This window comes from Pseudomonas sp. J380, from assembly GCF_009827115.1.
Classification (GTDB): domain Bacteria; phylum Pseudomonadota; class Gammaproteobacteria; order Pseudomonadales; family Pseudomonadaceae; genus Aquipseudomonas; species Aquipseudomonas paracarnis.
The window spans coordinates 558,574-581,706 of the sequence record NZ_CP043060.1 but is presented as its reverse complement, the minus strand read 5'-3'; the positions used below and the strand labels follow the sequence as shown (position 1 = coordinate 581,706).

Sequence of the window (23,133 nt, the reverse complement as noted above, 5' to 3'; positions counted from 1 at the left end):
AAGCAAGCTTGCTCGCCACAGTAAGTGCGCTCCAGCTGAGGGGATGCTCATGCAAACCACCCTTGCAACCACAGCCCATCGCCTTGCCCCACCGTGCGATAGGCCCAACCCTGCTGGCCGGCGCGGGTCTGGACCAGGTAATAGTCGCGGCGGACATCGGCGCCATCCCACCAGCCCGATTCAATGCGCTCCGGACCCATCAGGATCTGTACGCCGTGTTCGGCCAGCAAGGTCGGTTGCGGCAATAACCAGCCTGGGCGGCGGACCTTGTTCAAGCTCGGGCACGCCTGGTGGTCGGTCGCAGCCTGCCAGGCGCATTCGGGGCGATGGTCGGCCTGAAAACGCAGGCCCTGCACCGCCTCATCCCCCAGGCGTGCACGCAGGCGTTCGCGCAACTGTTCCCACGGCAGGGTTTGTTGCGGGCGGTCGTCGAACAGGTCCTGGCGTTGCGGCACGAACACCGGCAAGTCCTCGGCCACCAGGCGCACCCCTCGCACCGGCGCGGTGACCTGTACCTGCTCCAGGCGCCCACGGGCCAGTTCGAACAACATCGAAGGCTCGCGCTCGGCACTGAGCAGGCCCACCTTGATCACGCTGTCTTGTGCCTGGGCGTGTTCCAGGTGCAGGTCAAAGCGCTGCACGCCACTGTCGCGGCCGCACAGGAAAGCGGACAGGTCGCCGGTCAAACGCCGCAAGGGGAACAACAGCGCCTGGTGGGATTGCACATCGAAATTCAACTCGATGCGTGCATCGAACTGGTCGGGCGGTTGATAAAAATCCAGGGCCAATGGCCGCTGCCCGCTCAGGGCGTCGAGGTGCTTGAGCAGGCTGGCGTCAAAACGTCGCGCCAGGGTATGCCGGGGCAAGGCCTGCACCTGGGCCAGGCTGCGCAGGCCCATGCGCGACAAGGCGGTGGCGGCCTGGGGTTCAAGGCCTGCACGGTCGACAGGCAGCGACGCCAGGGCCTGCATCAGGGCGCTGTCATCGGCCACGGCCAGGCCGTCGTAGCCGTTTGCCAATATCCGCGCCGCCGCCGGGTTGGGCGCAGCGACGATGCGATGACGAAAGCCAAGTTCGGTCAGCTCTTTGCGCAAACGCGCCTCAAGTTGCGGCCAGGGGCCGAACAGGCCCAGGCTCGATTCGATCTCGAACAACAAGGCCCGTGGGTAATACAGGCTGACCTGGGAGCTGAACCGGTAGGCCCAGGCGGCCAGAAACTGCTGCAGGCGCTCGATCTCCAACGGGTCGTATTCCACACAGGCAAAGTGCTTGACCAGGGCATGGGCCGCCGTCAACGATTGCCCGGGGCGCAGGCCCAAGGCGCGGGCGGCGGCGTTGACGGTTTGCAGTACACGCCGCTGCGGCGTGCCGGCCAGCAGCGCCAGCGGCTGCTCGGGTTCGGGGTGCACACGCTGTGCCCCGTCCAGCGCCAATTGCGGGAAGACAATACACACCCAACGCATGGCAACCTCAATGCCCCGCCAGGGCAATTGGCGCCGGATGGGCCAGCCCGCCACGGCACTTGAGCACCCGCACTTGCGCGGGCCTGGCCTCGACCGCCAGGCGCAGGGCGGCAGGCGAGGCATTGATCGCCTCGCTCAGGGAGCGCCAGGCAAACGCCAGGGTCTGCCCGGTTTCGGCCGCCACCTGCAAACGCCGCAAGGCACGATCATCGGCCTTGCGCGGCCAACACAACACCGCCCCGCAACTGCCAGAACGCAGGCATTGCTCCACCGCCCACAACGCGTCACGCTCCTCGGCCCGGATGATGGACAGCTGGCGCACATCCACCCCGGCGTTCTGCCACGCATGGGGATAGGGGGTATAGGGCGGCGCCACCAGCACAATGCGCTCGCCCAAGGCCGACAGGCGCGCCAGGGTAGGCAGCACCAGTTGCAACTCGCCCACCCCGTCCTGGGCCATCAGGATTTCACTCAAGGCCGATTCCGGCCAGCCGCCACTGGGCAGCACCGCATCCAGCGCCGCCAGCCCCGTGGGGTGCACGCTGGCCGGGGGCGCGGCGGGCCGGCCCTTCCAGACTCGCCCGCCATTGAACAGCGAGTCCAGGGCAACCACGGCGCCCATCAGCCTTGCCTCACCAGGCCGCAGAACACGCCTTCGATGGCCAGGTCCTGCTCGGGCCCGACCACGATGGGTTGATAGGCCGGGTTGCGCGGCAACAGGCGAACCCTGTCGCCACTGCGCTCGAAACGCTTGATGGTGACGTCGCCGTCCAGGCGCGCCACCACAATCTGCCCGTTCAAGGCTTCGGCACTGCGGCGCACGCCCACCAGGTCGCCATCGAGAATGCCATCTTCAATCATCGAATCGCCCTGCACCCGCAGCAGGTAATCGGGGGTTTTGGCGAAAGTGGCGGGGTCCAGTTGCAAGCGGCTGTGCACCTCGGCATCGGCGCCAATCGGCCGACCGGCCGCCACACGACCGAGCACCGGTACATCCAGCCACTCGGGACGCGCAGGTTGATTGAGCAAGCGAATGCCACGGGCCTGGTTGGGGTTGACCTCGATAAACCCAGCTTCGGTCAGCGCCACCACATGCTTGCGGGCGACGCTGCGCGAGGCGAAGCCGAACGCCTCGGCGATCTCGGCGAGGCTGGGAGGCTGGCCTTGTTGCGCGATGCGCTCGCGAATGAAGGTCAGGATGGCGGTGCGGCGGGGAGTCAGGTTTGTCATGGAGTACATTTGTACTCCTGTGGGAAATTTCTGACAATAACCGTCAGTCTGCTAATTGCCAGCTCCCACATGAAGGCATAGGTATCTACTTAAGTCTGTAAGCTCAACGGTTAAAACGATGCGAAGCGAGCCGCTCTTGATCTTGATCTTGATCTGCTTTTGATCTTAGGCGCCCCGTTAAACCACGCTGGCCGGAATTCGACAGGGATTTGGGGGGTAAACCGGCAGGGATGCCGGTTTAGCCGCCCCGCGCCATGGATGGCGCGTGGCGGCGGCCCCCCAAATCACTGGCGGATTACGGGCACACCGAGCCTAAGCGAGGTGCCGAGTGGTGGGGCAAGAGCGTTTTGCTTACTTTTGCGCTTTTCAAAAGTGAGCCGCTGTAAGAGCGGAACCCTAGGTGGCCGTTACCGCAGGAATGGATATGTACGCATTCCAACCCAACTAAATGGTCGACCAGAAGGCCGCCATCGCAGGCAAGCCAGCTCCCACATTGGATCGCGGGGCATCAGTTATATCTGTGTCGGCTGCCAGGCCGTCACGGGAGCAAGCTCCCTCGCCACAGATTCAGCGTCGTGCCAAAGTTGTGTAGATACCTATGCACATGAAGGCATACCTCACCACCCCTCTTTCAACATCCGCAGCTCCAGATGCTGCAACAACATAATCGTCTTGCCATCCACAATCTCCCCGCTCTGCACCATCGCCAGTGCCTGCTCAAAGCCCAGCTCCAGTACCTCGATATCCTCGCCCTCTTCTTCCAGGCCTCCGCCCGCTCCCACTCGGTCGCCTGGCTGGTATTCACCGATAAAAAAGTGAATCCGCTCCGTCACAGATCCCGGGCTCATGAACGCCGCGTAGATTTTCTCAACATGCCCGACGCGATAGCCGGTCTCTTCCTCGGCCTCCAGGCGGATGCGTTCTTCGGCGCTGGCGTTATCGAGCAAACCGGCCGCCGCTTCAATCAGGTAGCCGGGGTAATCGTTGACGAAAGTGGGCATGCGGAACTGGCGAATCAGCAAGACTGTGCGTTGCTCACGGTTGTACAACAGGATGGTCGCACCGTTGCCCCGGTCATACACCTCGCGGGTCTGGGCTTGCCAACTGCCGTCGCGACGGCGCAGGTCGAAGCTGTATTTCTTCAGCAGGTACCAGTTGTCCGAGAGGGTTTCTTCGGCGGTGATGCGCACGGGGCTGTTGTTCATGTGCGGGCCTTTGCAGGTAGGGCAGGTTCGAGCCGTCCACCCTATCAACCCGCGCGAGGATTGTTCAATGCTGTAACACTTTCATCCGTCACGGCCGTCGCATTAATGCCTACCCGCCCAGGCCATCTGGTAAAACCCGTGCTTCATCTTTGTTCTGGAACCTTCATGTCTTCTGTTTCTATGCCCCGCCGGGGCCTGCGCTGGCTTGTCTGGCTGTGCATGGCCGTGTTGATTGTCGGCCTGCCGGTCGGCTGCGCCGTGTTGCAACACAAGGAGCGCGAACTTGTGTTTCGCATCGAGCCGGGAACCGCCGGCTGGTACACCGGCCTGCCCAAGGCGGTGCAGGAATTCGAACTCACGCCCGCCAGTTTCAAAGCAGGGCAGAACATTCATGGCTGGTGGTACCCGGCAGCCAACAAAGACGCGCCCGCCATCCTCTACCTGCACGGGGTACGCTGGAACCTCACGGGCCAATTGTTTCGCATCGAGCAACTGCATGCCCTGGGCTTTTCGGTCCTGGCCATCGACTATCGCGGCTTTGGCCAAAGCCAGGGCGACCTGCCCTCGGAAGCCACGGTGTACGAGGACGCACGCATTGCCTGGGAGCGTTTCCAGACCCTGCAACCAGACCCCGGCAAACGCCTGATCTACGGGCACTCCCTGGGTGGCGCGGTCGCCATCGACCTCGCTGCCGAGTTGGGCAAGCAGGTGCCATTGCCGGTGCGTGGGCTGGTGATCGAGTCCACGTTCACCTCCCTGGCGGATGTCGCCACGGCCGTTGCCAACACCTCATTGCCGGTACGCTGGTTGCTGTCGCAGAAGTTCGATTCCATCGACAAGATTGCCGACATCCACATGCCGCTGCTGGTGGTCCACGGCCTCGACGACCGCTACGTGCCGCCGCGCTTCAGCCAGCAGTTATTCGAAGCCGCCCAGCAACCCAAACACCTGTTGCTGGTGCCAGGTGCCAGCCATAACAACAGCATGAACCTCGCCGGACGCAGCTATGGCCAGGCGCTGGAAAACCTGATGCGCACGAAGATGCCGGCTCAGGTGGTAACACACTCCACAGGCCGCGATAACGCCTCATAAATACGCTTTTCGGCACTGGGTTAGCGCTTGGCTGTCAAGCGCAAACCCTGGCCATGTTGGCCCGAAATACAAGTTGATCAAATAATGACCTTCGCTGAAATCGCCAACGCTGCCGGGCCTTCGCAAAGTTATCCACAGAGATACCCACGGTTTTCGTGGACAACTCTTTTTATATTTTTACGTTTTTTTTGCTCAAGCCGTGCTTCCAGGAAAGGTACCGGGCAACAGGATTTCGCGATTCACTTCGCGTATATCCTTATAGCCACAGAGCGCCATCGACACATCCAGTTCGCGGGCGATGATATCGAGGGCCTTGGTCACGCCCGCCTCGCCCATAGCCCCTAGCCCATACAAGTGCGGGCGGCCAATCATGGTGCCCTTGGCGCCCAGCGCCATGGCCTTGAGCACGTCCTGGCCGGAACGAATACCGCCGTCGAGCCACACTTCAATGCGGTTGCCCACGGCCTCGACAATCGCCGGCAATTGGCTGATGCTCGACGGCGCGCCATCAAGCTGGCGGCCACCGTGGTTACTCACCACCAACGCATCGGCACCGCAATCGGCTGCCAAGCGCGCATCCTCCACATCGAGAATGCCCTTGATGATCAGCTTGCCGCCCCAGCACCGCTTGATCCACGCCACATCGTCCCAGCTCAGGCGCGGGTCAAATTGCTGGGCGGTCCACGACGACAGCGAACTCATGTCGGCCACGCCCTTCACATGCCCGACGATATTGCCAAAACCACGCCGCTGGGTACCCAGCATGCCCATCACCCAGCGCGGCTTGGTGATCATGTTGAGAATGTTCGGCAGGGTCAGCTTGGGCGGCGCGGACAAACCATTGATCAAGTCCTTGTGGCGCTGCCCCAGAATCTGCAAATCCAGGGTCAGCACCAATGCATCCACCCCGGCCGCCTTGGCGCGCTCGATCAACTGCTCGATAAAACTGCGGTCGCGCATCACATACAACTGGAACCAGAACGGCTGGCCGACATGCTCGGCGATGTCTTCCAGCGAACAGATACTCATGGTCGACAAGGTGTAGCGCAGCCCGAACGCAGCAGCGGCACGGGCAGTGAGGATTTCGCCATCGGCGTGCTGCATGCCCGCCAGGCCAGTCGGCGCCAACGCCACAGGCATGGCCATGTCCTGGCCGATCATGCTGGCGCGGATCGAACGCTCGTCGATATTGCGCGCCACCCGTTGGCGGAACTTGATACGCGCAAAATCAGTTTCGTTGGCGCGGTAGGTGCTCTCAGTCCAGGAGCCGGAATCGGCGTAGTCGTAGAACATGCGGGGGACACGTTTTTGCGCCAGCTTGCGTAAGTCTTCGATGGTTGTGATCAACGGCATCGGGTCACCTCTCCCTGAACTGAACACAGAGAGTAACCGGCAGGAGCGTGGGCAACCAGCCGTTGCGTTTAGATGGGCCGGCGATTAATCTCGCACAAACCCGCAATAAAGCGCACAAACATGCATAACACTCATCAAGCCATCGACCTGCCTTCCCTGCGCAAACAGAAGATCTTGTTGTTGCTGGAACGCGACGGCAAGGTCACTGCCTCCGAGTTGGTCGAGCATTTTGCCGTGTCCCAGGACACCATCCGCCGCGACCTCGGCGAACTCGCTGCCGCAGGCCTGTTGCAACGCGTACATGGCGGCGCCCTGCCCCGACCCAAGGACACCGGCAAGGATTTCTTTACCCGTGTCGGGGAAACCAACGAGGTCAAGCGCCACCTCGCTCGCGTGGCGGCGGAGCGGGTTGAAGACGGCCAGATCGTGCTGTTCGATTCTGGCTCCACCACCTTGCAGATCGCACAGTGCTTGCCCCATGCACTGCACCTGACCGTGGTCACGCCATCCCCCATGATCGCCATCGCCCTGGCCGACCATCCGCATATAAAAGTGATCCTGGCCGGCGGCCAACTCAACCCCGCCACGCTCTCCACCGGCGGCCATGACGCGGTGCGGCTGATCCAGAGCGTCAAGGCCGACCTGTTGTTCACCGGGGTTTGCGCACTGCATCCGCAAGTGGGCATCACCTCGCTGCATTTTGGTGAAGTCGCCGTCAAGCAAGCCTTGCTCGACAGCGCGTCCCACGTCATCGCCGTGACCACCTCAGACAAGCTCGGCGCGGTGGAACCCTTTGTGGTGGCGCCTTGCAGCCGTATTCATACGCTGATTACCGAGTGGGACGCGCCGGAGGTGCAAGCATATGAACAGTTGGGGTTGCAGGTGCAGCGGGTGGACGTGCAGTGATGCAAACCCTGTGTAGAGCGAGCTTGCTCGCGAAAACGTCAACAATAACGCGTGTTTCCTGAATGAACGCGGCGCCTGAGCGTTTTTCGCGAGCAAGCTCGCTCCTACAAAAAGGGCAAGCCGGCCATCTGGAGACGGTAACCACGATGCGAAGCGAGCCGCTCCTGCTCTTGCTCTTGCTCTTGCTCTTGATCTGCTTTTGATCTTGATCTTAGGCGCCCCGTTAAACCACGCTGGCCGGAATTCGACAGGGATTTGGGGGGTAAACCGGCAGGGATGCCGGTTTAGCCGCCCCGCGCCATGGATGGCGCGTGGCGGCGGCCCCCCAAATCACTGGCGGATTACGGGCACACCGAGCCTAAGCGAGGTGCCGAGTGGTGGGGCAAGAGCCTTTTGCTTACTTTTGGGCTCTTTTCAAAAGTGAGCCGCTGTAAAAGCGGAACCCTAAGTAGCCGTTACCGCAGGAATGGATATGTACTCGGTCTGACACCCTGTATCGGCTGTCAGGCCGCTATCGCAGGCAAGCCAGCTCCCACAGTTGGATTGCGGGGTGTCAGGTAGGTAAATGTCGGCTGGCAGCCCGTCATCGCAGGCAAGCCAGCTCCCACAGTTGGATTGCGGGGTGTCAGGTAGGTAAATGTCGGCTGGCAGCCCGTCATCGCAGGCAAGCCAGCTCCCACAGTTGGATTGCGGGGTGTCAGGTAGGTAAATGTCGGCTGGCAGGGCGTCAGGCAGCGCTGCGGATCTTGTGCAAAGCATCCGCCACCCATTGACCAAACGCATCCACCGGTCCTTGCAGGTTGCCGAGAAAATGCGGATAGATCAGCCACAAATCCATCACCGGCTTGAAGTCCTTGAGGGGCATCGCCGCCAGGTGCTCGCGATGAGCACTGCGTTCCAGCAACGGACGCGGCACCAGGCCAAGGCCGAGGCCGTCGGCCACCAGGCCCAGTTGCAGTTCGGTGCCGAAGGTTTCCAGGTTCACCCGCAGCGCCAGGCCCTGGTCAGACAAGGTCCGCTGCAACCCCGCACGGAACCCGCAACCGTCCGGGTTGAGGATCCAACCGCTCTGGTACACGTCCGCCAGCTTGCAAGGCTTCTTCGGCAACTGCGCCTTGGCACAGACCACCACCAACTCCATCTTGCCGATGGACTCACCGACCAGGTTGTCCGGGAAGATCTTGCCCGCGGGGAACAACGCCACCGCCGCATCCAGTTCGCCGCGTTCGATCTTGCCGACCAATTGGCTGCCCCAGCCGGTGGCAACTTGGGCGCGCAAGTCGGCGTATTCGCTGCGCAGGTGCTTGAGTGCGTCCAGCAGCACCACATCGCCGATGGTCTGCGGTACGCCCAGGCGCAGCACGCCGGTGGGCGGCGCATCGGTAGCCACCAGTTCGCGCAGGGCATCCATCTCGCGCAGGATCAACCGGCATTGCTCATAGACACGGGTACCGATCAGCGTTGGCTTGAGGGGCTTGGTGTTGCGGTCGAACAGCTCCACTCCCAGAGCCTGCTCGAAGTTCTGCACGCGGCGGGTGATGGCTGGCTGGGTCAGCTGCAACGACGCGGCGGCATGGCTGATGGACTGGCAACGAATCACTTCGACAAAGGCATCGATATCGTCAATTTTCATTTGGGCCGCACATACAGATCAGTCATTAAGATGTGCGTGAAGCATAGTGGCCGCACACAGGTCTGGATAGCCCAGCCAGTGATCAATAACGTCTAACACTATTCAAACCGGTTCTAAATTACCTCCGGCTATAAGCTAATCATTAAAAAATAGCATATTAAAAATAAACATTATGCTTAGATAAATGCATACCAACAGCCCGATGGAATGGTCATGACCCAGGCCCGACACCCCGAGAGACTCAGAGCCTTCATAGGCGCCCTGGCGGAATTGATCGACGGCAACCCGCGTGAAGGCGACCTGCTGCACCGTGGCGGCAAGCTGCTGGCGCAACTGGTCAGCCACGATGATTGGCTGCCCGATGAGTTCGCCCAGCCCGACCCCGAGCGCTACCAGCAATTTTTGCTGCATGCCGATTCGCGCCAGCGGTTCAGCGTGGTCAGCTTTGTATGGGGGCCAGGGCAACGCACGCCGATTCATGACCACAGGGTGTGGGGGCTGATCGGCATGTTGCGCGGGGCGGAGGTTTCCCAGGGGTTTGCCCGGGCGCCGGGCGCCAGCCTGATAGCGCGAGGCGAACCCGTGCAATTGCTGCCGGGCCAGGTCGAGGCAGTGTCGCCCAAGGTCGGCGATATCCACCAGGTCAGCAATGCCCACGGCGATCAGGTGTCCATCAGCATCCATGTATACGGCGCCAATATCGGTGCGGTGCGTCGGGCGGTGTATCAACCCGACGGCAGCGAGAAACTGTTTATCTCCGGTTATTCCAACGCCTATCTCCCGAACATCTGGGACCTGTCCAAAGAAAAGAGCCCTGCCCTATGACCACCCTATCGACCCGCAGCTTTGCGCAGATTCGCCAGGCCCTGTTGGCACGTGAAGAAGTCGCGCTGATCGACGTGCGTGAGGAAGCCCCCTTTGCCGAGGCCCATCCTCTGTTCGCCGCGAATATCCCCTTGTCCAAGCTGGAACTGGAGGTGTACGCGCGCATTCCACGCCGCGATACCCAGGTCACCCTGTACGACAACGGCGAAGGGCTGGCCCACCGCGCCGCCGAACGCCTGGTTGCACTGGGCTACACCCAGGTCAGCCTGCTGGAGGGTGGGCTGGACGGTTGGCGCCGGGCCGGTGGCGAGCTGTTTATCGACGTCAATGTACCCAGCAAGGCGTTTGGCGAACTGGTAGAGAACCAGCGTCACACGCCGTCCCTGGCCGCCGAAGAGGTCCAGGCCCTGCTCGACAGCCAGGCCGATGTGGTGGTGCTCGATGCGCGCCGTTTCGACGAATACCAGACCATGAGCATCCCCACCGGCATCAGCGTGCCGGGAGCCGAGTTGGTATTGCGCGCCCGTGAGCTGGCGCCCGATCCGTCTACGCGCATTATCGTCAATTGCGCCGGGCGCACCCGCAGCATTATCGGCACCCAGTCGTTGATCAACGCCGGCCTCCCCAACCCGGTGGCAGCCCTGCGCAACGGCACCATCGGCTGGACCTTGGCCGGGCAGACCCTCGCCCATGGCCAGGCGCGCCGCTTTGCGCCGACCTCGGAAAACCATCGCCAGCTCGCCGCCCAAAAGGCACGTGGTGTTGCCGACAAAGCCGGGGTAAAACGTGCAACGCTCAATGACCTGCAGCGCTGGCAACAGGACGCGACCCGCACCACCTACCTGTTCGATGTGCGCACCGTAGAAGAATTCGAAGCCGGCCACCTGCCGGGCGCCCGCGCCACTCCGGGCGGGCAACTGGTGCAGGAGACCGACCACGTTGCCAGTGTGCGCGGTGCGCGCCTGGTACTGGTGGACGACGACGGCGTGCGCGCCAATATGTCCGCGTCATGGCTGGCCCAGTTGGGCTGGCAGGTCTCGGTGCTGGACGACCTGCAAGCCACGCACTTCAGCGAACGCGGTGCATGGGTCGCACCCGTGCCGCCACCGCCCCAGGCCGAACTGATCAGCCCCCACACCCTTGCCGACTGGCTCAGCCATGGCGACACGCAGGTGCTGGACTTCACCGCCAGCGCCAACTACGTGAAACGTCATATCCCCGGCGCCTGGTGGGTGCTGCGCGCGCAACTGCCCGAGGCCCTGAGCAAGGTACCGAGCGCCCAGCGCTATGTGTTGACCTGCGGCAGCAGCCAACTGGCGCGCCTGGCCGTGCCGGAAGTCGAGGCCCTCACCGGCAAGCCGGTCTTTTTGCTGCAGGACGGCACGGCTGGCTGGATCCATGCGCAACTGCCCCTTGAGTCAGGCGAAAGCCACCTGGCTTCCCCGCGTATCGACCGCTACCGCCGCCCTTACGAAGGCACCGACAACCCACGGGAAGCCATGCAGGCTTACCTGGATTGGGAGTTCGGCCTCGTGGAGCAACTGGCCCGCGACGGCACCCATGGCTTCTACGTGATCTGATTCACAGCTGCATCGTTTCGCCCAACCGACCCCTTCTCCAGGCGGAGGTATCTCCCTTTACCCAACGCCTGGAGTTTTTCCCATGCTGTATGCCCTCCCATTCAAACGCCTGCTGTGGGGCGCCGCCCTGGCCTTCGGCGTGCTTTTTACCGTCCAGGCTGGCGACCTGCAACCGCTGCGCGTGGCCAACCAGAAATCCACGATCAAGGCACTGCTGGAAGCCTCGGGCGAAAGCCAGAACGTGCCCTACGAGATCAAATGGTCGGAATTCCCCTCGGCCTCGCCCCTGGGCGAAGCGCTGAACGCCGGCGCTGTGGATGTCGGCGCCCTGGGCGATGCCCCTTATGTGTTCGCCCTCGGCGCCGGTGCCTCGATCAAGGTGATCAGCATCATCCATGCCGAAGGCCGTAACACCACGGCGCTGCTGGTGCCCAAGGATTCGCCGATCAAGACCGCGGCCGACCTCAAGGGCAAGAAAATCGTCACCGGGCGCGGCTCCATCGGGCACTACCTGGCGATCAAGGCCCTGAACGATGCCGGGCTGACCACCCAGGATGTGCAGTTCATCTTCCTGCTGCCCGCCGAATCCCGGCTGGTACTCGACAACGGCACCGCCGATGCCTGGGCGACGTGGGACCCTTACACCACCGTGGTCACCTCACAGAGCAATGCTCGCGTGCTGGTGAGCGGCAAGCACCTGCTGAGCAATCATCTGTACTTCGCCGCTACCGGCCAGGCCATTGCCGACAAGCGCGTGCAACTGGACGACTTTGTCGCCCGCATTGATCGCGCCTACGCCTGGGCCAATACCCATCCCGAGCAATACGCCGCTGCCCAAGCCAAGATCACTGGCCTGCCACTGGCCGTGCATATAGAAGTGGCCCAGGACACCCATCTTTCCCCGGTCACGATTGACGATACGGTGATCCATGGCCTGCAAGCCACCGCCGACACCTATGTAAAAGAAGGCCTGCTGAGCAAACACATCGACGTCTCCCAGGGCTTCGATTCCAGCTTCAACGCCAAGCGTATCCCCCTCGAACAAGCCTCGCGCTAAGGAGCAGAACATGAGCAAGCCACGTCAATTGAAACTCGGTGCCATGGTGCACGGTGTCGGCCACGGTTGGGGCGAATGGCGCCACCCGCAGGCACAACCCGACGCCAGCACCAATTTCGGCTTCTACAAGCAGCAGACCGAACTGGCCGAAGCCGCCCGGTTCGACTTCGTGTTCATCGCCGACAGCCTGCATATCCACCCCAAGTCCAGCCCCCATTACCTCAACCGTTTCGAGCCGCTGACGATCCTCTCGGCCCTGGCCGCGCTGACCACTCATATCGGCCTGGTCGCCACCGTGACCGTCAGCTACACCGAGCCTTACCAGGTAGCACGCCAGTTCGCCTCCCTGGACCACATCAGCGGCGGCCGTGCCGGCTGGAACGTCGTCACCTCGTGGCTGAGTGGCACCGCCGATAACTTCGGCAAGGCCGAGCATCCGCCCCACGCCGTGCGCTACCGCATCGCCAAGGAACACCTGAATGTGGTCAAGGGTCTGTGGGATTCCTGGGAGGACGATGCCTTTGCCTATAACAAACACAGCGGCGAATTCTTCACCCCAGGCAAGTTGCATGCGCTTAACCACAAGGGCGAATTCTTCTCGGTCAAAGGCCCGCTGAACATCGCGCGTTCGCGCCAGGGCCAACCGGCGATTTTCCAGGCGGGCACTTCGGAGGATGGGCGTAACTTTGCCGCCGAAAACGCCGATGCGATTTTCGTGCATGTGGAAACTATCGATGAGGCCAAGGCCTACAGCGCCGATTTGAAACGCCGCGCCAAGGGCTTTGGCCGCGACCCGGACAGCCTGTCGATCCTGCCGGGCATCCGCCCGATTGTCGGGCGCGATGCCGCCGAAGTGGAAAGCCGCTACCAGCAAGCCGTGGCGCTGGTCACTGTGGAAGACGCCATCGTCGCCCTCGGCCGACCGTTCAACGACCATGATTTCAGCCAGTACCCGCTGGATGCGCCCTTCCCTGAACTGGGCGACCTGGGCGCCAACAGCCAGAAAGGTGGCTCCGAACGTATCAAGCAACTGGCCCGTGACGAAGGCCTGACCCTGCGCGAAGTGGCCCTGCGTTTCTCGCGGCCCCAGCGCGACTTTGTCGGCACCCCGGAACAGGTCGCGGATGCCATCCAGACCTGGTTCGAGAGCGGCGCCAGCGATGGTTTCATCATCAACTCGGTACTGCCGGATGGCCTGCAGTATTTCACTGAGTTGGTGGTGCCGGTGCTTCAACAGCGAGGGTTGTTCCGTACCGAGTACAGCGGCCACACCCTACGGGACAACCTCGGCCTGGAAGTGCCAGCGAACCGCTACAGCGTGATCGAAGCCACCGAACAAGCCCTGGCCTGAATGCTACCCCCTGTAGGAGCGAGCTTGCTCGCGAAGAACGCCCACGATAACGCGTACTTCCTGAATAAACGCGGTGCCTGTGAGTTTTTCGCGAGCAAGCTCGCTCCTACAAGGGGGTCAGGGCTTGCCACCCTCCCACACTTTTGACCGAGTACAGACTCATGACTCAACCGTCTCTCAAGGCTGTGGAAGCCGTCGATTTCGACGCCCTGCTTGATCATCTCAGCGCCGAGCTGGCCAGTACCGCGCCCCTCTATGACGAAAGCGGCGCCTTCCCCCACGCTAATTTCAAGCTCCTGCACCAACACCAACTCATCGCCCTGACCGTGCCGAAAAAACTCGGCGGCGGTGGCGCCAGCCTGTCCCAGGCGCGCAAGGTCATCAGCGCCATCGCCAAGGGCGAACCGTCCACGGCATTGATCCTGGTGATGCAATACCTGCAACACGCCCGCCTGCAAGACAACCAGAGCTGGCCCGCACACCTGCGCGTGCAGGTCGCGCAGGAGGCGGTGCAGAACGGCGCGCTGATCAATGCCCTGCGTGTCGAACCTGACCTTGGCACCCCAGCCCGTGGCGGTTTGCCGGCCACCACTGCCGTGCGCACCGCCGACGGCTGGCGTATCAGTGGGCGCAAGCTCTACTCCACCGGCAGCCATGGCCTGAGCTGGTTCAGCGTGTGGGCGCGCAGCGATGACGCCGACCCGCTGGTAGGCGCCTGGCTGGTGCCCAAGGCCAGCCCCGGCGTCAGCATCATCGACACCTGGGACCACTTGGGCATGCGCGCCACCTGCAGCCATGAGGTGGTGTTGGACAACGTATGGGTGCCCCTGGACCATGCGGTCAGCGTCAGCCCCTGGAGCGCCCCGCAAGCGGAGCTGGATGGCGAAGGATTCCTCTGGATGTCGGTGTTGTTGTCCTCGGTGTACGACGCCGTGGCCCAGGCGGCACGAGACTGGCTGGTGGACTGGCTGGAGGAGCGCAAGCCGTCGAATCTCGGCGCGGCACTGTCCACCCTGCCGCGTTTTCAGGAGACCGTCGGCCATATCGACACTTTGCTGTTCGCCAACCGTAGCCTGCTCGATGCTGCTGCCGCAGGGCACACACCGACGGCCAATGCCGCACAAGTGAAGTACCTGGTGACCGGCAATGCGATCCGTGCGGTCGAGCTGGCCATCGAAGCCTCGGGCAACCCTGGCCTGTCACGGCACAGCCCACTGCAACGGCATTACCGCGATGTGCTGTGCAGCCGCGTCCACACTCCGCAAAATGACGCCGTGCTGCAAGGCGTCGGCAAAGCTGTGTTCAACCAGCGCCAAAAGGAACGCACATGAGTCAGGTGATTATTGCCAGCCAACTGGACGAAGATTACAACCAGGTGATCCGGGAGCGCCTTGCCCCACTGCACCCCGAAGCCCAGGTAATCGGCGTGCCGGTCGGTGTGCCCAGTGACTTGCCGCCCCACGCCAATATCCTGCTGCTGCGCCCGATCAATGTGCGGGGCTACACCGCCCCCGACACCCCGCCACCGGGCTGGCCCTACGGCGCACAGTGGGTGCACCTGGTGTCGTCGGGTATCGACTTCTACCCCCAGTGGCTATTCAACGGCCCACCCGTGACCACTTCCCGTGGCAGCGCCGCCGATAACCTGGCCGAGTTCGCCCTGGCGGCGATCTTTGCCGCGGCCAAGCATTTGCCGGACATCTGGGTAAAGGATGCCCAGTGGCAGTTCACCGCGCTGCGCCCGCTCAAGGGCACGACGCTGGGCCTTTTGGGCTTCGGCGCGATTGGCACAAGCCTGGCACAGAAGGCCCTGGCACTGGGGCTCAAGGTGATGGCGCTGCGTCAAAGCACAACCCCGTTCGGCCTCGATGGCGTGGAAGCGGCCAAGGACATCCACGACCTGTTTGCCCGCGCCGATCACCTGGTGGTGGCGGCCCCCCTGACGGAAGCAACGCGGCATATCATCAATCGTAATGTACTGGCCAGCGCCAAGCCGGGGCTGCACCTGATCAATATCGCCCGCGGTGGCCTGATCGATCAGCAAGCGCTGTTGCACGCGTTGGATAACGGCCAGATCGGCCTGGCTTCCCTCGACGTCACCGAGCCAGAGCCACTGCCCGATGGGCATCCGCTGTACAGCCATCCAAGGGTACGGCTGTCGCCGCATACTTCGGCTATTTCGACCCGCAGCAAGGAGGAAATTGCGGATACGTTCCTGGCTAATCTGGAACGGTATGTGGCGGGCCTTGAGTTAAGTAACCTCGCGAATGTCTGACGGCTTGCCCACAAAGGGGGGGCCAGCCACTGAATATTCAACTGAGCCACCGCTATCGCAGGCAAGCCAGCTCCCACACTGGTCATGCATTGCCCACAAAAATCAGCGCCTGGCACAGATCCCTGTGGGAGCTGGCTTGCTCGCGAAGGCGGTGTGTCAGTCGCTGAATCTTCAACTGAACCACCGCTTTCGCAGGCAAGCCAGCTCCCACATTCATCATGTATTGCCCACAAAATCAGCGCCCGGCGCAGATCCCCTGTGGGAGCGGGCTTGCTCGCGAAGGCGGTGTGTCAGTCACTGAATCTTTAACTGAACCACCGCTTTCGCAGGCAAGCCAGCTCCCACATTGGTTATGGATTGCCCACAGAATTGGCGCCTGGCACAGATCTCCTGTGGGAGCGGGCTTGCTCGCGAAGGCGGTGTGTCAGTCACTGAATCTTCAACTGAACCACCGCCAGGAGAAATTCATTTGATGCGGTAGTGGAAGGTACTGCGCACTGCCGGTACGGCAACAGCTTTGCCATCGACGATTCTCGGCTGGTAGCGAAAAGTATTGGCCGCCGCCAATGAGGGCCTGATGAACAACGGGTGACAGCCTTCCAATACCTTGGGGTTTTCCACGTGCCCCTGGGTGTTGACGGTGTACTCCACCGAGCAGTCGCCTTCGATGTTCTTGTCCAGGGCGCGTTCGGGGTAGTCGGGGGCGGCCTTGCTCAAGGGTTGGTACTGGCGGCTGTCGAATGCAGGGGTAGGCGCAGGCACGGCGGCTCGGGCTTTTTCCGAAGCGGCACGCTCCTGACTCAGACGTTGCTGTTCCAACGCCCGATTGCGCTGCTCGGTCGCCATGCGCTGCTGTTGTTGCTCGAGTTTCTTTTCTTCAACCCGCTTGCGCGCCAGCGCGGCTTTCTCGAGCTTTTGCGCCTGCACCTGCGGATCAACCGTCGGCCTGGTCGGTACCGGGATCACAACAGGTTCTGACAGCGCGGCAGCTACGGGCTCGGGTGTCGGCACAGGCGCCGGCGCCGGCGCCGGCGCCGGAGCGGGTAAAACCACCAACTGCGTGTGCATCACCCGCGGCGCATCCACCCCTGGTCGCTCCGTCGACCAGCCCAGCATCAACGCCACTGCCACCGCACCATGCAGCGCCACGGCCAGACTCGCTGCGAGGCCTTTACGCCATAAACCATCGCCGTTGGGCGCCAAGGCCAGTGCCGGACTGTGCAGGATCATCGTTGTCATTGTGGGGCCTCTGTCACCAGCCCAAGATTGCTGACGCCGCCCTTCTGCAGCACCGCCATGGCCGCCACTACACGGCCATAACCTGCATTGTCGTCAGCGCGGATATACACCTGGGTATCGCTGCGCGCCGCCACCACCTGCATGACCTTGGCGCTCATTTCTTCCAGGGTCACCGCGCTATCGGTCTGCTGGCGCGTATCCAGCTCGCCACCCAGGTTCCAGTAGTAGCCACCGTCCGCCTTCACCGACAACGTCAGGATCTGCTGGCGCGTATCGGTGGCCAGCGCCTCGGCGGCGACCTTGGGCAGTTCGATCTTTACGCCCTGGGTGAGCATGGGCGCAGTGACCATGAAGATCACCAGCAGCACCAGCATCACGTCGATGTAGGGCACCACATTCATCTCGGCCTTGGGCCCGTGCTTGCGTTGCGGCCTGATCAACATCGCTTTGCTCCTTGTTCAGGCGGCCACGGCCAGGTTGTTCGAGGTACCGCGCAGTGTGCGGTGCAGGTGCACTTGCAGCTCATTGCCAAAAGCGTAGTAGCGCGTGAGCAAAGTCTGGCTGCGGGCCGCAAAGCGGTTATAGGCGACTACTGCCGGAATCGCCGCAAACAGGCCAATGGCCGTGGCAATCAAGGCTTCTGCAATACCCGGTGCCACGGTCGATAGCGTGGCCTGTTGCACCTGCGACAAGCCGAGGAACGAATTCATGATGCCCCACACCGTCCCGAACAGGCCGATATAGGGGCTGACCGACCCCACCGTCGCCAGAAATTGCAGGCCCTTTTCCAGCTCCAGCTCCTGCTCGGTGATCGCTACCTGCAAGGCGCGCTCCACACCCTCGAGCACTGCCGGATCGTGGTGGTGCAGATGCTGGTATTCCTGCATGCCGGCAATAAAGATCGGCGCCACACCGCCCTCGCCCGCCTGCACGGTGTCGCGATACAAGGGTTGCAGGTCCGACGCCACGCGAAAGCGCGCCAGGAAGCCGTTGAGCTGCCGTTCCAGACCACGCAGCACACTGCTGCGCTGAATGATCAGATACCAGCTGAGCAAGGAAGCCAGCAACAAAGTGACCATCACAGCCTTGACCAACAGGCTGGCGTCGCTGATCAAACTCCAGATCGTCATATGTTCCATCGTCGCGTGCATGGTAAAGCCCCTATTCGATTAAAAACGGATGACTGCGTGATGACAGCTCAGGGTAATTTCAACGCGCGGCTCACCTCGGCCCAGGGCACAAACTTGAAGTTCTGGGCTTGCTCGGGCATGCGCTTGCGCCCGTCCTGTACCACCAGCATGCCTTGGCTCCATGGCCCGCCGAGGTTGACGGCAGTGACCTCAAGGCCATCGGTTTCCGAGGCGCCATCAATGCCTGCTGCCGCATTGAGGCCAACGCGCAAGGCGCCGTGCACAGCGAATGGCGGCTCGGCGTCCAGCACCAGGTAGCTGTCATTGCCTTGGCTGGAGATCACCAGGTAATCCCGCGCGGGGCTTTGATACAGCGCCAGGCCTTCGACATCTGCGTGCAGTTGCGGGCCGACTTTGATCACCGGAGTGAGCGTGGCCGGTTGGTCGGCACGGGCATCCATCGCCCACACGCCGACATCTTCCTCACCGATAAACAAGCGTTGACGCTGGTCATCAGCCACACAGCCCTCGGGCTGGCTGTCGACCTTGAACTGACGCACCAACTCGCCCTGCACACGGCCAGCCGGTGCACTCAGGCGGTATTGCAGGAAGGTGCCATCCTTGTCATTGGCGAACGCGTAGAGCTCACCGCTGGCGGGCTGGTACAGGCAGATGCCGTAGATGTCCTTGAGTGGCGTGGGGACCTCACCGGCTTCAAGCAACTCGCCGCTCTGGCGGTCGATGCTGAACAGGCTCAGGCTATTGCGGTCGCGATTACTCGCCACGGCCAGGTCGACGGTGTGCGTACCGAGTTTGAAGCCAGGGCGTATGTCGACATTGTTCAGGCGCCCCACTGCCAGCTCCTGCAGCAGCTTGCCGTCGAGATCGTAGGCCAACAGGCCCTGTTTCTTGTTGGTCCCCAGCACGCGACTTTTGGCCGGCGTTTCAGGGTGAACCCAGATGGCCGGGTCATCCGCCGCGTCGCCTTGGCGACCCACGGGTTCGGTCTGGCGCAGTGCGGCGACTTGCGCAAGTATCGGCGCAACCGGCACCGGCGTGGCTTGCCAGTCAAGGCGGCCCTGATAGAGCTGCTCGCTGTCGTCGTCCCGCACCAGCAGTTGCCGGCCCTGTATCACCAACTGCTCCGGTTCCTTGAGGCCCGGCAAGGCCAGGCTGGGTTGCTCAACCCAACGTTCCCCGACTTGCTGGAACAGGTGCAATTGCGCGGTTTTCGGGTCCACCGCGAGCATCCCGCCCGGCACCAGTGCCATGGCGCCTGCTTCGCGCTGGGGATCGTCGAACAGCGCCACGGGCGTGCGCGTCACCTCGGCTTCCGGGTGTGCCGGGTAGGCCCACCAGCCGACGTTTTGCTCGTTCACCACCAATCGCTCGGCCGCATCATCCACTTGGCAGTATTGCGCCGATGGTGGCAGTGGCAGGCTGCGAACACGCTGCGCCTGGGCCAACAGCGTCGAACCATTGCCCACCAGCCACTGCTCGCCCTTGCCCTCTTCACCGACCAGAAACACAAACAGGTTGGCCGCCGAATCGCGATAGAGGCACAGGCTATTTACCGCGAAGTCGCGGGTCGGCAGGTACAGCGGCGTACCCCAGGTTTTGCCGGCGCCATCGAGACCGATCAGCAAGGCCTGCTGGCGGTCGTTATCGAGGCTGGCGATCAGCGATTGAGTGCCGGCAGCGCGTGTGTCGAGGCTGCTGAAACGGCCTTTGAAGCGGGCCAGTTCGACGCCTTTATCGTCGAGCAGCAGCAGGCCGTCGCGGGCACTGGCGGCCACGCGCTGGGTGCCGCCGGGCAGGAAGGCAACGGCCTGGGCGTTCAGGCTGGGTGCCCAAGGGGTCAGCGGTAGGTCAGTGGCGAACGCATTGGCGCTGCTAACCAGTACGACCAGCAGGCACAGCTTGGAAATTCTCATGAACAGACAATCCTTCGAAAACAATGGAGATCCCGTTTGGGAGGGCTTGCCCTGATGCGCTGTAGGAGCGAGCTTGCTCGCGAAAAACTCCCAGGCGCCGCATTCATTCAGGCGCCCCGCGTCATCGTTGAAGTTTTTCGCGAGCGAGCTCGCTCCTACAGGGGCCAGGGTTAGAAATGGGTGAAGGTCAGGCCCAACTTGTAGGTGGGGCCGTACTCTTCGTACTGGCCGTTGTAGCTTCGGTGGCCGGTATAGACGAAGTACGACTCGTCGGTGAGGTTCTGTGCCTCGAAACTGACCTGCAGGTTCTTGGTCAGTGAGTAGCGCGCACTGAAATCAACGAAGGTTTGCGCGTCGACGTGCAGGTCATGGGCCTTGTCATTGATCGACGCCAACTCATACAAATAGGCCGATTTGTAATTGGCCGACAGGCGCAGGCTGAGGGTGTCGTCTTCCCAGCCGAGCATCAGGTTGCCGACCGTGTCCGACTGGTTGGGCAGGCTGATGTTGCGCTTGCGATTGCGCCCACTGGCACTGTCGAAGCCCTCGATGTCCGCGCTGGAACGGCTGAAGGTGCTGTTGGCACCGATCATCAGGCCGTTCCATGGTGCAGGCAGCCAGTCGAACTTCTGTGAGTAGGCCAGTTCCAGGCCATACAGTTTGGCGCTGTCGCCGTTGGCAAAGGTGTGCGCCTCGGCGAAGTTGGCCCAGGCACCGGTACCAGCAACGTCGGTGTTGTAGACGAAGTTCTGGATGTCTTTGTAGAACACGAAGGCCGACACGGTACCGGCACGGCCCATGAAATGCTCGATGCCCAGGTCCAGGTTGCTCGATTCCAGAGGCTTGAGGTCCGGGTTGCCGAACGTGGCCTCGTCATCGTCGATCACAAAACCCGGGGCCAGTTGGCCAAAGGTCGGGCGCACCACCGATTTGGTCCAGGCGGCGCGCACCTGGGTGTTCTTGTCAATCTGGTAGCGCGCATGCAGGCCCGGCAGCCAATGGTGATAACGGCGCTTGGTCTCGGTGGCGCTGAACTGGCCGTCCGTGGCACCGGTGCCCTTGGCTTCGAACTCGGTACCCTCGTAACGCATACCGGCGATGAAGCGCCAGTCGTCAATATCGACGGTGTTCATCAGGTAGCCGGCATTGATGTCTTCGCGGATGGTGAAGTCGTTGACAGTGGATTCGGTCGGGTCATAGAAGTCATCGCGATTGAGGCCGCCGATCAACTGACGGATATTGCCCGCGCTGATACCTGGGCCAAAGCGGCCGAGGCGGTAGTCGACGTTGCCCTTCTGGAACTGCGTGAGGTTGAGTTGTTCATCGCTCAAGCCCTGTTCATCCAGGTCCTTGTAGACCCAGGCCTCCAGGTCATTGTCCTTGTGGCGCCGGCTGACCTTGCCGCCGAACTTGAACTGGGATGCGTAACCGCTGAGGTCATAGTCGCGGGCCAGGTCCAGGCGCAGGTTCTTCTCGGTGTCCTGGGTGTGCTGTTTTTCCCAGTCGACTTTGTCCAGGCTGAAATTGGCGGGGTCGTAGAAACCACTGCCGATGATCGGGCGCGGCTTGGCCGTGTCGTAAAAGCCGCTGTCGGCAAAGTCACCGCCGTCGAAGGTCGCACCGGCAATATGCCCCGGGCTGTCTTCACTGGAACGGCTGTAACCGGCCTGGCCGCTCAAGGTCCACAGGCCGAGCATGCGTTCACCGCCCACTACGTAGGACTGGATTTGCTGGGTTTCCTCGCGGTTCTTGAGCTTGCGCTTACCCTCGGCGTCGCCCAATTGGCCGGGCGCTTGCGGGTCAGCGAACTCGAGGCTGGCAGCGTTGCGGGTTTCGGTGTCCTTGTAGCGACTGTAGAGGGTGCGCAGGTAGTAGCTGCTCAGGTCATCGGGCTTGTAATCGAAGTTAAGGCCACCACCGGCGCGTTCACGGCTGATGTCGTAGTCGCGCTGCTCGAATTCGTTGAGCCGGGGGCCGTTGCTGAAGTCCCAGGCGCCGCCGGTTTCGACGTTGTCCGAGCCGAAATCACGCTTCTGCCAACTGAGGGCCGCGGCCACGCCAAAGTTGTCGATACCGTCGCCGAGGCTGAACCGGTTACTGGCGGCGCCGGAGAATTTCGGGCTGGTCTGGTGCGTGTTCTTGTCGTAACTGGCCTCGGTGCTGCCGGTATAGAACAGGCCCTTGTGATCGAACGCCGAGAGGCTTTTCACATCGACGGTGCCGCCGAGGGAGTTGGCGTCCATGTCCGGTGTGAGCGTCTTGATCACGGACAGCGACTGCACCAATTCCGAAGGCAGAACATCGAGGGCCACGGCGCGGCGCTCGCTCTCGGGGGATGGCACCAGGGTGCCGTTGATGGTCACGCTGTTGAGGTCCGGGCCCAGGCCGCGCACGCTGACAAAGCGGCCTTCGCCCTGGTCACGTTCAACGCTGATGCCCGGCAAGCGCTGCACCGCCTCGGCAACGTTCTCATCCGGCAACTGGGCGACGCCGTCGGCATGCACCACGCTCTTGATACTGTCGGAAGAGCGCTGCTCCTTGAGGGCGCTGTCGATCGCAGCGGCTTGGCCGACCACATCGACATGCTCGGTGGCCGCTTCCGCGGCGTTGAGCCGCTCGCAGGCTATCGCCAGAGCCAAGGCGGTAAGCGTAAAGCTGACGAGCCCGGTGCGCTTGTACATGAAACCCTCCCCAAGAATCCGTTGGCGCCAGGCAAGGGGCCCGGCAACTGGGAGGGCACGCTAGGGGGCAGGCGTGACGGTTCTGTGACAAGGTTGCGGGCAGAGCCTGTCAAAGCGGGGTTTACAGGCTTCTGGAGCGTGTAAATGAGCTGAAATGACCTCACTCAACCTGTGGTAGC

General features: G+C 62.3%; 19 protein-coding genes. 8 read left to right on the top strand and 11 right to left on the bottom strand.

All coding sequences use genetic code 11. The features are described 5' to 3' along the window. Positions 1-47: 47 nt before the first annotated feature. The 4 genes from FXO12_RS02795 to FXO12_RS02780 all read right to left on the bottom strand — a co-directional run bounded on the left by FXO12_RS02795 (position 48) and on the right by FXO12_RS02780 (position 3,898). Entirely contained in the window at positions 48-1,463 is a 1,416-nt protein-coding gene (locus tag FXO12_RS02795; RefSeq protein ID WP_057974863.1) for a DNA polymerase Y family protein, read from the bottom strand. A gap of 7 nt (positions 1,464-1,470) precedes the next feature. After that, a complete protein-coding gene (imuA, locus tag FXO12_RS02790) occupies positions 1,471-2,085 on the bottom strand; it encodes a translesion DNA synthesis-associated protein ImuA (protein WP_003191873.1) in 615 nt (204 codons plus the stop codon). Beyond that, complete coding sequence (gene lexA, locus FXO12_RS02785; RefSeq protein ID WP_054917138.1) at positions 2,085-2,702, bottom strand: transcriptional repressor LexA; 618 nt, start codon at positions 2,700-2,702, stop codon at positions 2,085-2,087. Before lexA ends, imuA begins: the two co-directional genes overlap by 1 nt. A gap of 608 nt (positions 2,703-3,310) precedes the next feature. Then, positions 3,311-3,898, bottom strand: coding sequence for an NUDIX domain-containing protein (locus FXO12_RS02780; RefSeq protein ID WP_034125680.1), 588 nt, complete (start codon positions 3,896-3,898; stop codon positions 3,311-3,313). Between the two features lie 165 nt (positions 3,899-4,063). On the opposite strand from FXO12_RS02780, the gene FXO12_RS02775 reads away from it, so the two are divergent. Then, complete coding sequence (locus FXO12_RS02775; RefSeq protein ID WP_054898677.1) at positions 4,064-4,990, top strand: alpha/beta hydrolase; 927 nt, start codon at positions 4,064-4,066, stop codon at positions 4,988-4,990. Positions 4,991-5,182: 192 nt separating this feature from the next. Here FXO12_RS02775 and FXO12_RS02770 read toward each other — a convergent pair whose 3' ends face one another. Further along, the gene (locus FXO12_RS02770) at positions 5,183-6,343 is read right to left on the bottom strand and encodes an alpha-hydroxy acid oxidase (protein WP_057974864.1); all 1,161 of its coding nucleotides are present in this window, start codon (positions 6,341-6,343) and stop codon (positions 5,183-5,185) included. Between the two features lie 120 nt (positions 6,344-6,463). Here FXO12_RS02770 and FXO12_RS02765 point away from each other — a divergent pair, with 120 nt between their 5' ends. After that, positions 6,464-7,249 carry a DeoR/GlpR family DNA-binding transcription regulator gene (locus tag FXO12_RS02765; protein ID WP_054898675.1) on the top strand — a complete coding sequence of 262 codons (786 nt, stop codon included), beginning with the start codon at positions 6,464-6,466 and terminating at the stop codon, positions 7,247-7,249. A gap of 727 nt (positions 7,250-7,976) precedes the next feature. Here FXO12_RS02765 and FXO12_RS02760 read toward each other — a convergent pair. Continuing rightward, positions 7,977-8,882, bottom strand: a complete 906-nt coding sequence (locus FXO12_RS02760; protein WP_032896831.1) for a LysR family transcriptional regulator — start codon at positions 8,880-8,882, stop codon at positions 7,977-7,979. A gap of 213 nt (positions 8,883-9,095) precedes the next feature. On the opposite strand from FXO12_RS02760, the gene FXO12_RS02755 reads away from it, so the two are divergent. From FXO12_RS02755 to FXO12_RS02730, 6 genes are all read left to right on the top strand, one after another. Beyond that, positions 9,096-9,707 carry a cysteine dioxygenase gene (locus tag FXO12_RS02755; protein WP_054898673.1) on the top strand — a complete coding sequence of 204 codons (612 nt, stop codon included), beginning with the start codon at positions 9,096-9,098 and terminating at the stop codon, positions 9,705-9,707. Beyond that, a complete protein-coding gene (locus tag FXO12_RS02750; protein ID WP_057974865.1) occupies positions 9,704-11,287 on the top strand; it encodes a rhodanese-related sulfurtransferase in 1,584 nt (527 codons plus the stop codon). Before FXO12_RS02755 ends, FXO12_RS02750 begins: the two co-directional genes overlap by 4 nt. 82 nt (positions 11,288-11,369) lie before the next feature. After that, positions 11,370-12,344: an ABC transporter substrate-binding protein gene (locus FXO12_RS02745; RefSeq protein WP_057974866.1), complete on the top strand. Its 975-nt coding sequence runs from the start codon at positions 11,370-11,372 to the stop codon at positions 12,342-12,344. A gap of 10 nt (positions 12,345-12,354) precedes the next feature. After that, positions 12,355-13,695, top strand: a complete 1,341-nt coding sequence (locus FXO12_RS02740) for an LLM class flavin-dependent oxidoreductase (protein WP_034127403.1) — start codon at positions 12,355-12,357, stop codon at positions 13,693-13,695. 161 nt (positions 13,696-13,856) lie between these two features. Beyond that, positions 13,857-15,026 (top strand): acyl-CoA dehydrogenase family protein, encoded by a 1,170-nt coding sequence (locus tag FXO12_RS02735; protein WP_057974867.1) that lies wholly within the window; start codon positions 13,857-13,859, stop codon positions 15,024-15,026. Then, a complete protein-coding gene (locus FXO12_RS02730; RefSeq protein ID WP_057974868.1) occupies positions 15,023-15,970 on the top strand; it encodes a D-isomer specific 2-hydroxyacid dehydrogenase family protein in 948 nt (315 codons plus the stop codon). Before FXO12_RS02735 ends, FXO12_RS02730 begins: the two co-directional genes overlap by 4 nt. A 465-nt stretch (positions 15,971-16,435) precedes the next feature. On the opposite strand, the gene FXO12_RS02725 is transcribed toward FXO12_RS02730, so the two are convergent. The 5 genes from FXO12_RS02725 to FXO12_RS02705 all read right to left on the bottom strand — a co-directional run bounded on the left by FXO12_RS02725 (position 16,436) and on the right by FXO12_RS02705 (position 22,954). Next, positions 16,436-17,209 (bottom strand): energy transducer TonB, encoded by a 774-nt coding sequence (locus tag FXO12_RS02725; protein ID WP_160049519.1) that lies wholly within the window; start codon positions 17,207-17,209, stop codon positions 16,436-16,438. Continuing rightward, positions 17,206-17,652 (bottom strand): protein TolR, encoded by a 447-nt coding sequence (tolR, locus tag FXO12_RS02720; protein ID WP_034127399.1) that lies wholly within the window; start codon positions 17,650-17,652, stop codon positions 17,206-17,208. The genes FXO12_RS02725 and tolR overlap by 4 nt, the downstream gene beginning before the upstream one ends. Positions 17,653-17,667: 15 nt before the next feature. Next, on the bottom strand, positions 17,668-18,360 hold the full coding sequence (gene tolQ / locus FXO12_RS02715) for a protein TolQ (RefSeq protein WP_057974870.1): 693 nt from the start codon (positions 18,358-18,360) through the stop codon (positions 17,668-17,670). Between the two features lie 47 nt (positions 18,361-18,407). Then, positions 18,408-20,273 (bottom strand): phytase, encoded by a 1,866-nt coding sequence (locus tag FXO12_RS02710; protein ID WP_057974871.1) that lies wholly within the window; start codon positions 20,271-20,273, stop codon positions 18,408-18,410. A 170-nt stretch (positions 20,274-20,443) separates the two neighbouring features. Further along, a complete protein-coding gene (locus FXO12_RS02705) occupies positions 20,444-22,954 on the bottom strand; it encodes a TonB-dependent receptor (RefSeq protein ID WP_057974872.1) in 2,511 nt (836 codons plus the stop codon). Positions 22,955-23,133 lie beyond the last annotated feature (179 nt).

Coding starts and splice junctions, on each gene's coding strand:
- tolQ (WP_057974870.1), bottom strand. CDS start 18,360: ATGCACGCGACGATGGAACATATGACGATCTGGAGTTTGATCAGCGAC.
- FXO12_RS02775 (WP_054898677.1), top strand. CDS start 4,064: ATGTCTTCTGTTTCTATGCCCCGCCGGGGCCTGCGCTGGCTTGTCTGG.
- FXO12_RS02735 (WP_057974867.1), top strand. CDS start 13,857: ATGACTCAACCGTCTCTCAAGGCTGTGGAAGCCGTCGATTTCGACGCC.
- lexA (WP_054917138.1), bottom strand. CDS start 2,702: ATGTACTCCATGACAAACCTGACTCCCCGCCGCACCGCCATCCTGACC.
- FXO12_RS02740 (WP_034127403.1), top strand. CDS start 12,355: ATGAGCAAGCCACGTCAATTGAAACTCGGTGCCATGGTGCACGGTGTC.
- FXO12_RS02705 (WP_057974872.1), bottom strand. CDS start 22,954: ATGTACAAGCGCACCGGGCTCGTCAGCTTTACGCTTACCGCCTTGGCT.
- FXO12_RS02750 (WP_057974865.1), top strand. CDS start 9,704: ATGACCACCCTATCGACCCGCAGCTTTGCGCAGATTCGCCAGGCCCTG.
- FXO12_RS02795 (WP_057974863.1), bottom strand. CDS start 1,463: ATGCGTTGGGTGTGTATTGTCTTCCCGCAATTGGCGCTGGACGGGGCA.
- FXO12_RS02730 (WP_057974868.1), top strand. CDS start 15,023: ATGAGTCAGGTGATTATTGCCAGCCAACTGGACGAAGATTACAACCAG.
- FXO12_RS02765 (WP_054898675.1), top strand. CDS start 6,464: ATGCATAACACTCATCAAGCCATCGACCTGCCTTCCCTGCGCAAACAG.
- FXO12_RS02725 (WP_160049519.1), bottom strand. CDS start 17,209: ATGACAACGATGATCCTGCACAGTCCGGCACTGGCCTTGGCGCCCAAC.
- FXO12_RS02755 (WP_054898673.1), top strand. CDS start 9,096: ATGACCCAGGCCCGACACCCCGAGAGACTCAGAGCCTTCATAGGCGCC.
- FXO12_RS02770 (WP_057974864.1), bottom strand. CDS start 6,343: ATGCCGTTGATCACAACCATCGAAGACTTACGCAAGCTGGCGCAAAAA.
- FXO12_RS02745 (WP_057974866.1), top strand. CDS start 11,370: ATGCTGTATGCCCTCCCATTCAAACGCCTGCTGTGGGGCGCCGCCCTG.
- imuA (WP_003191873.1), bottom strand. CDS start 2,085: ATGGGCGCCGTGGTTGCCCTGGACTCGCTGTTCAATGGCGGGCGAGTC.
- FXO12_RS02710 (WP_057974871.1), bottom strand. CDS start 20,273: ATGAGAATTTCCAAGCTGTGCCTGCTGGTCGTACTGGTTAGCAGCGCC.
- FXO12_RS02760 (WP_032896831.1), bottom strand. CDS start 8,882: ATGAAAATTGACGATATCGATGCCTTTGTCGAAGTGATTCGTTGCCAG.
- tolR (WP_034127399.1), bottom strand. CDS start 17,652: ATGTTGATCAGGCCGCAACGCAAGCACGGGCCCAAGGCCGAGATGAAT.
- FXO12_RS02780 (WP_034125680.1), bottom strand. CDS start 3,898: ATGAACAACAGCCCCGTGCGCATCACCGCCGAAGAAACCCTCTCGGAC.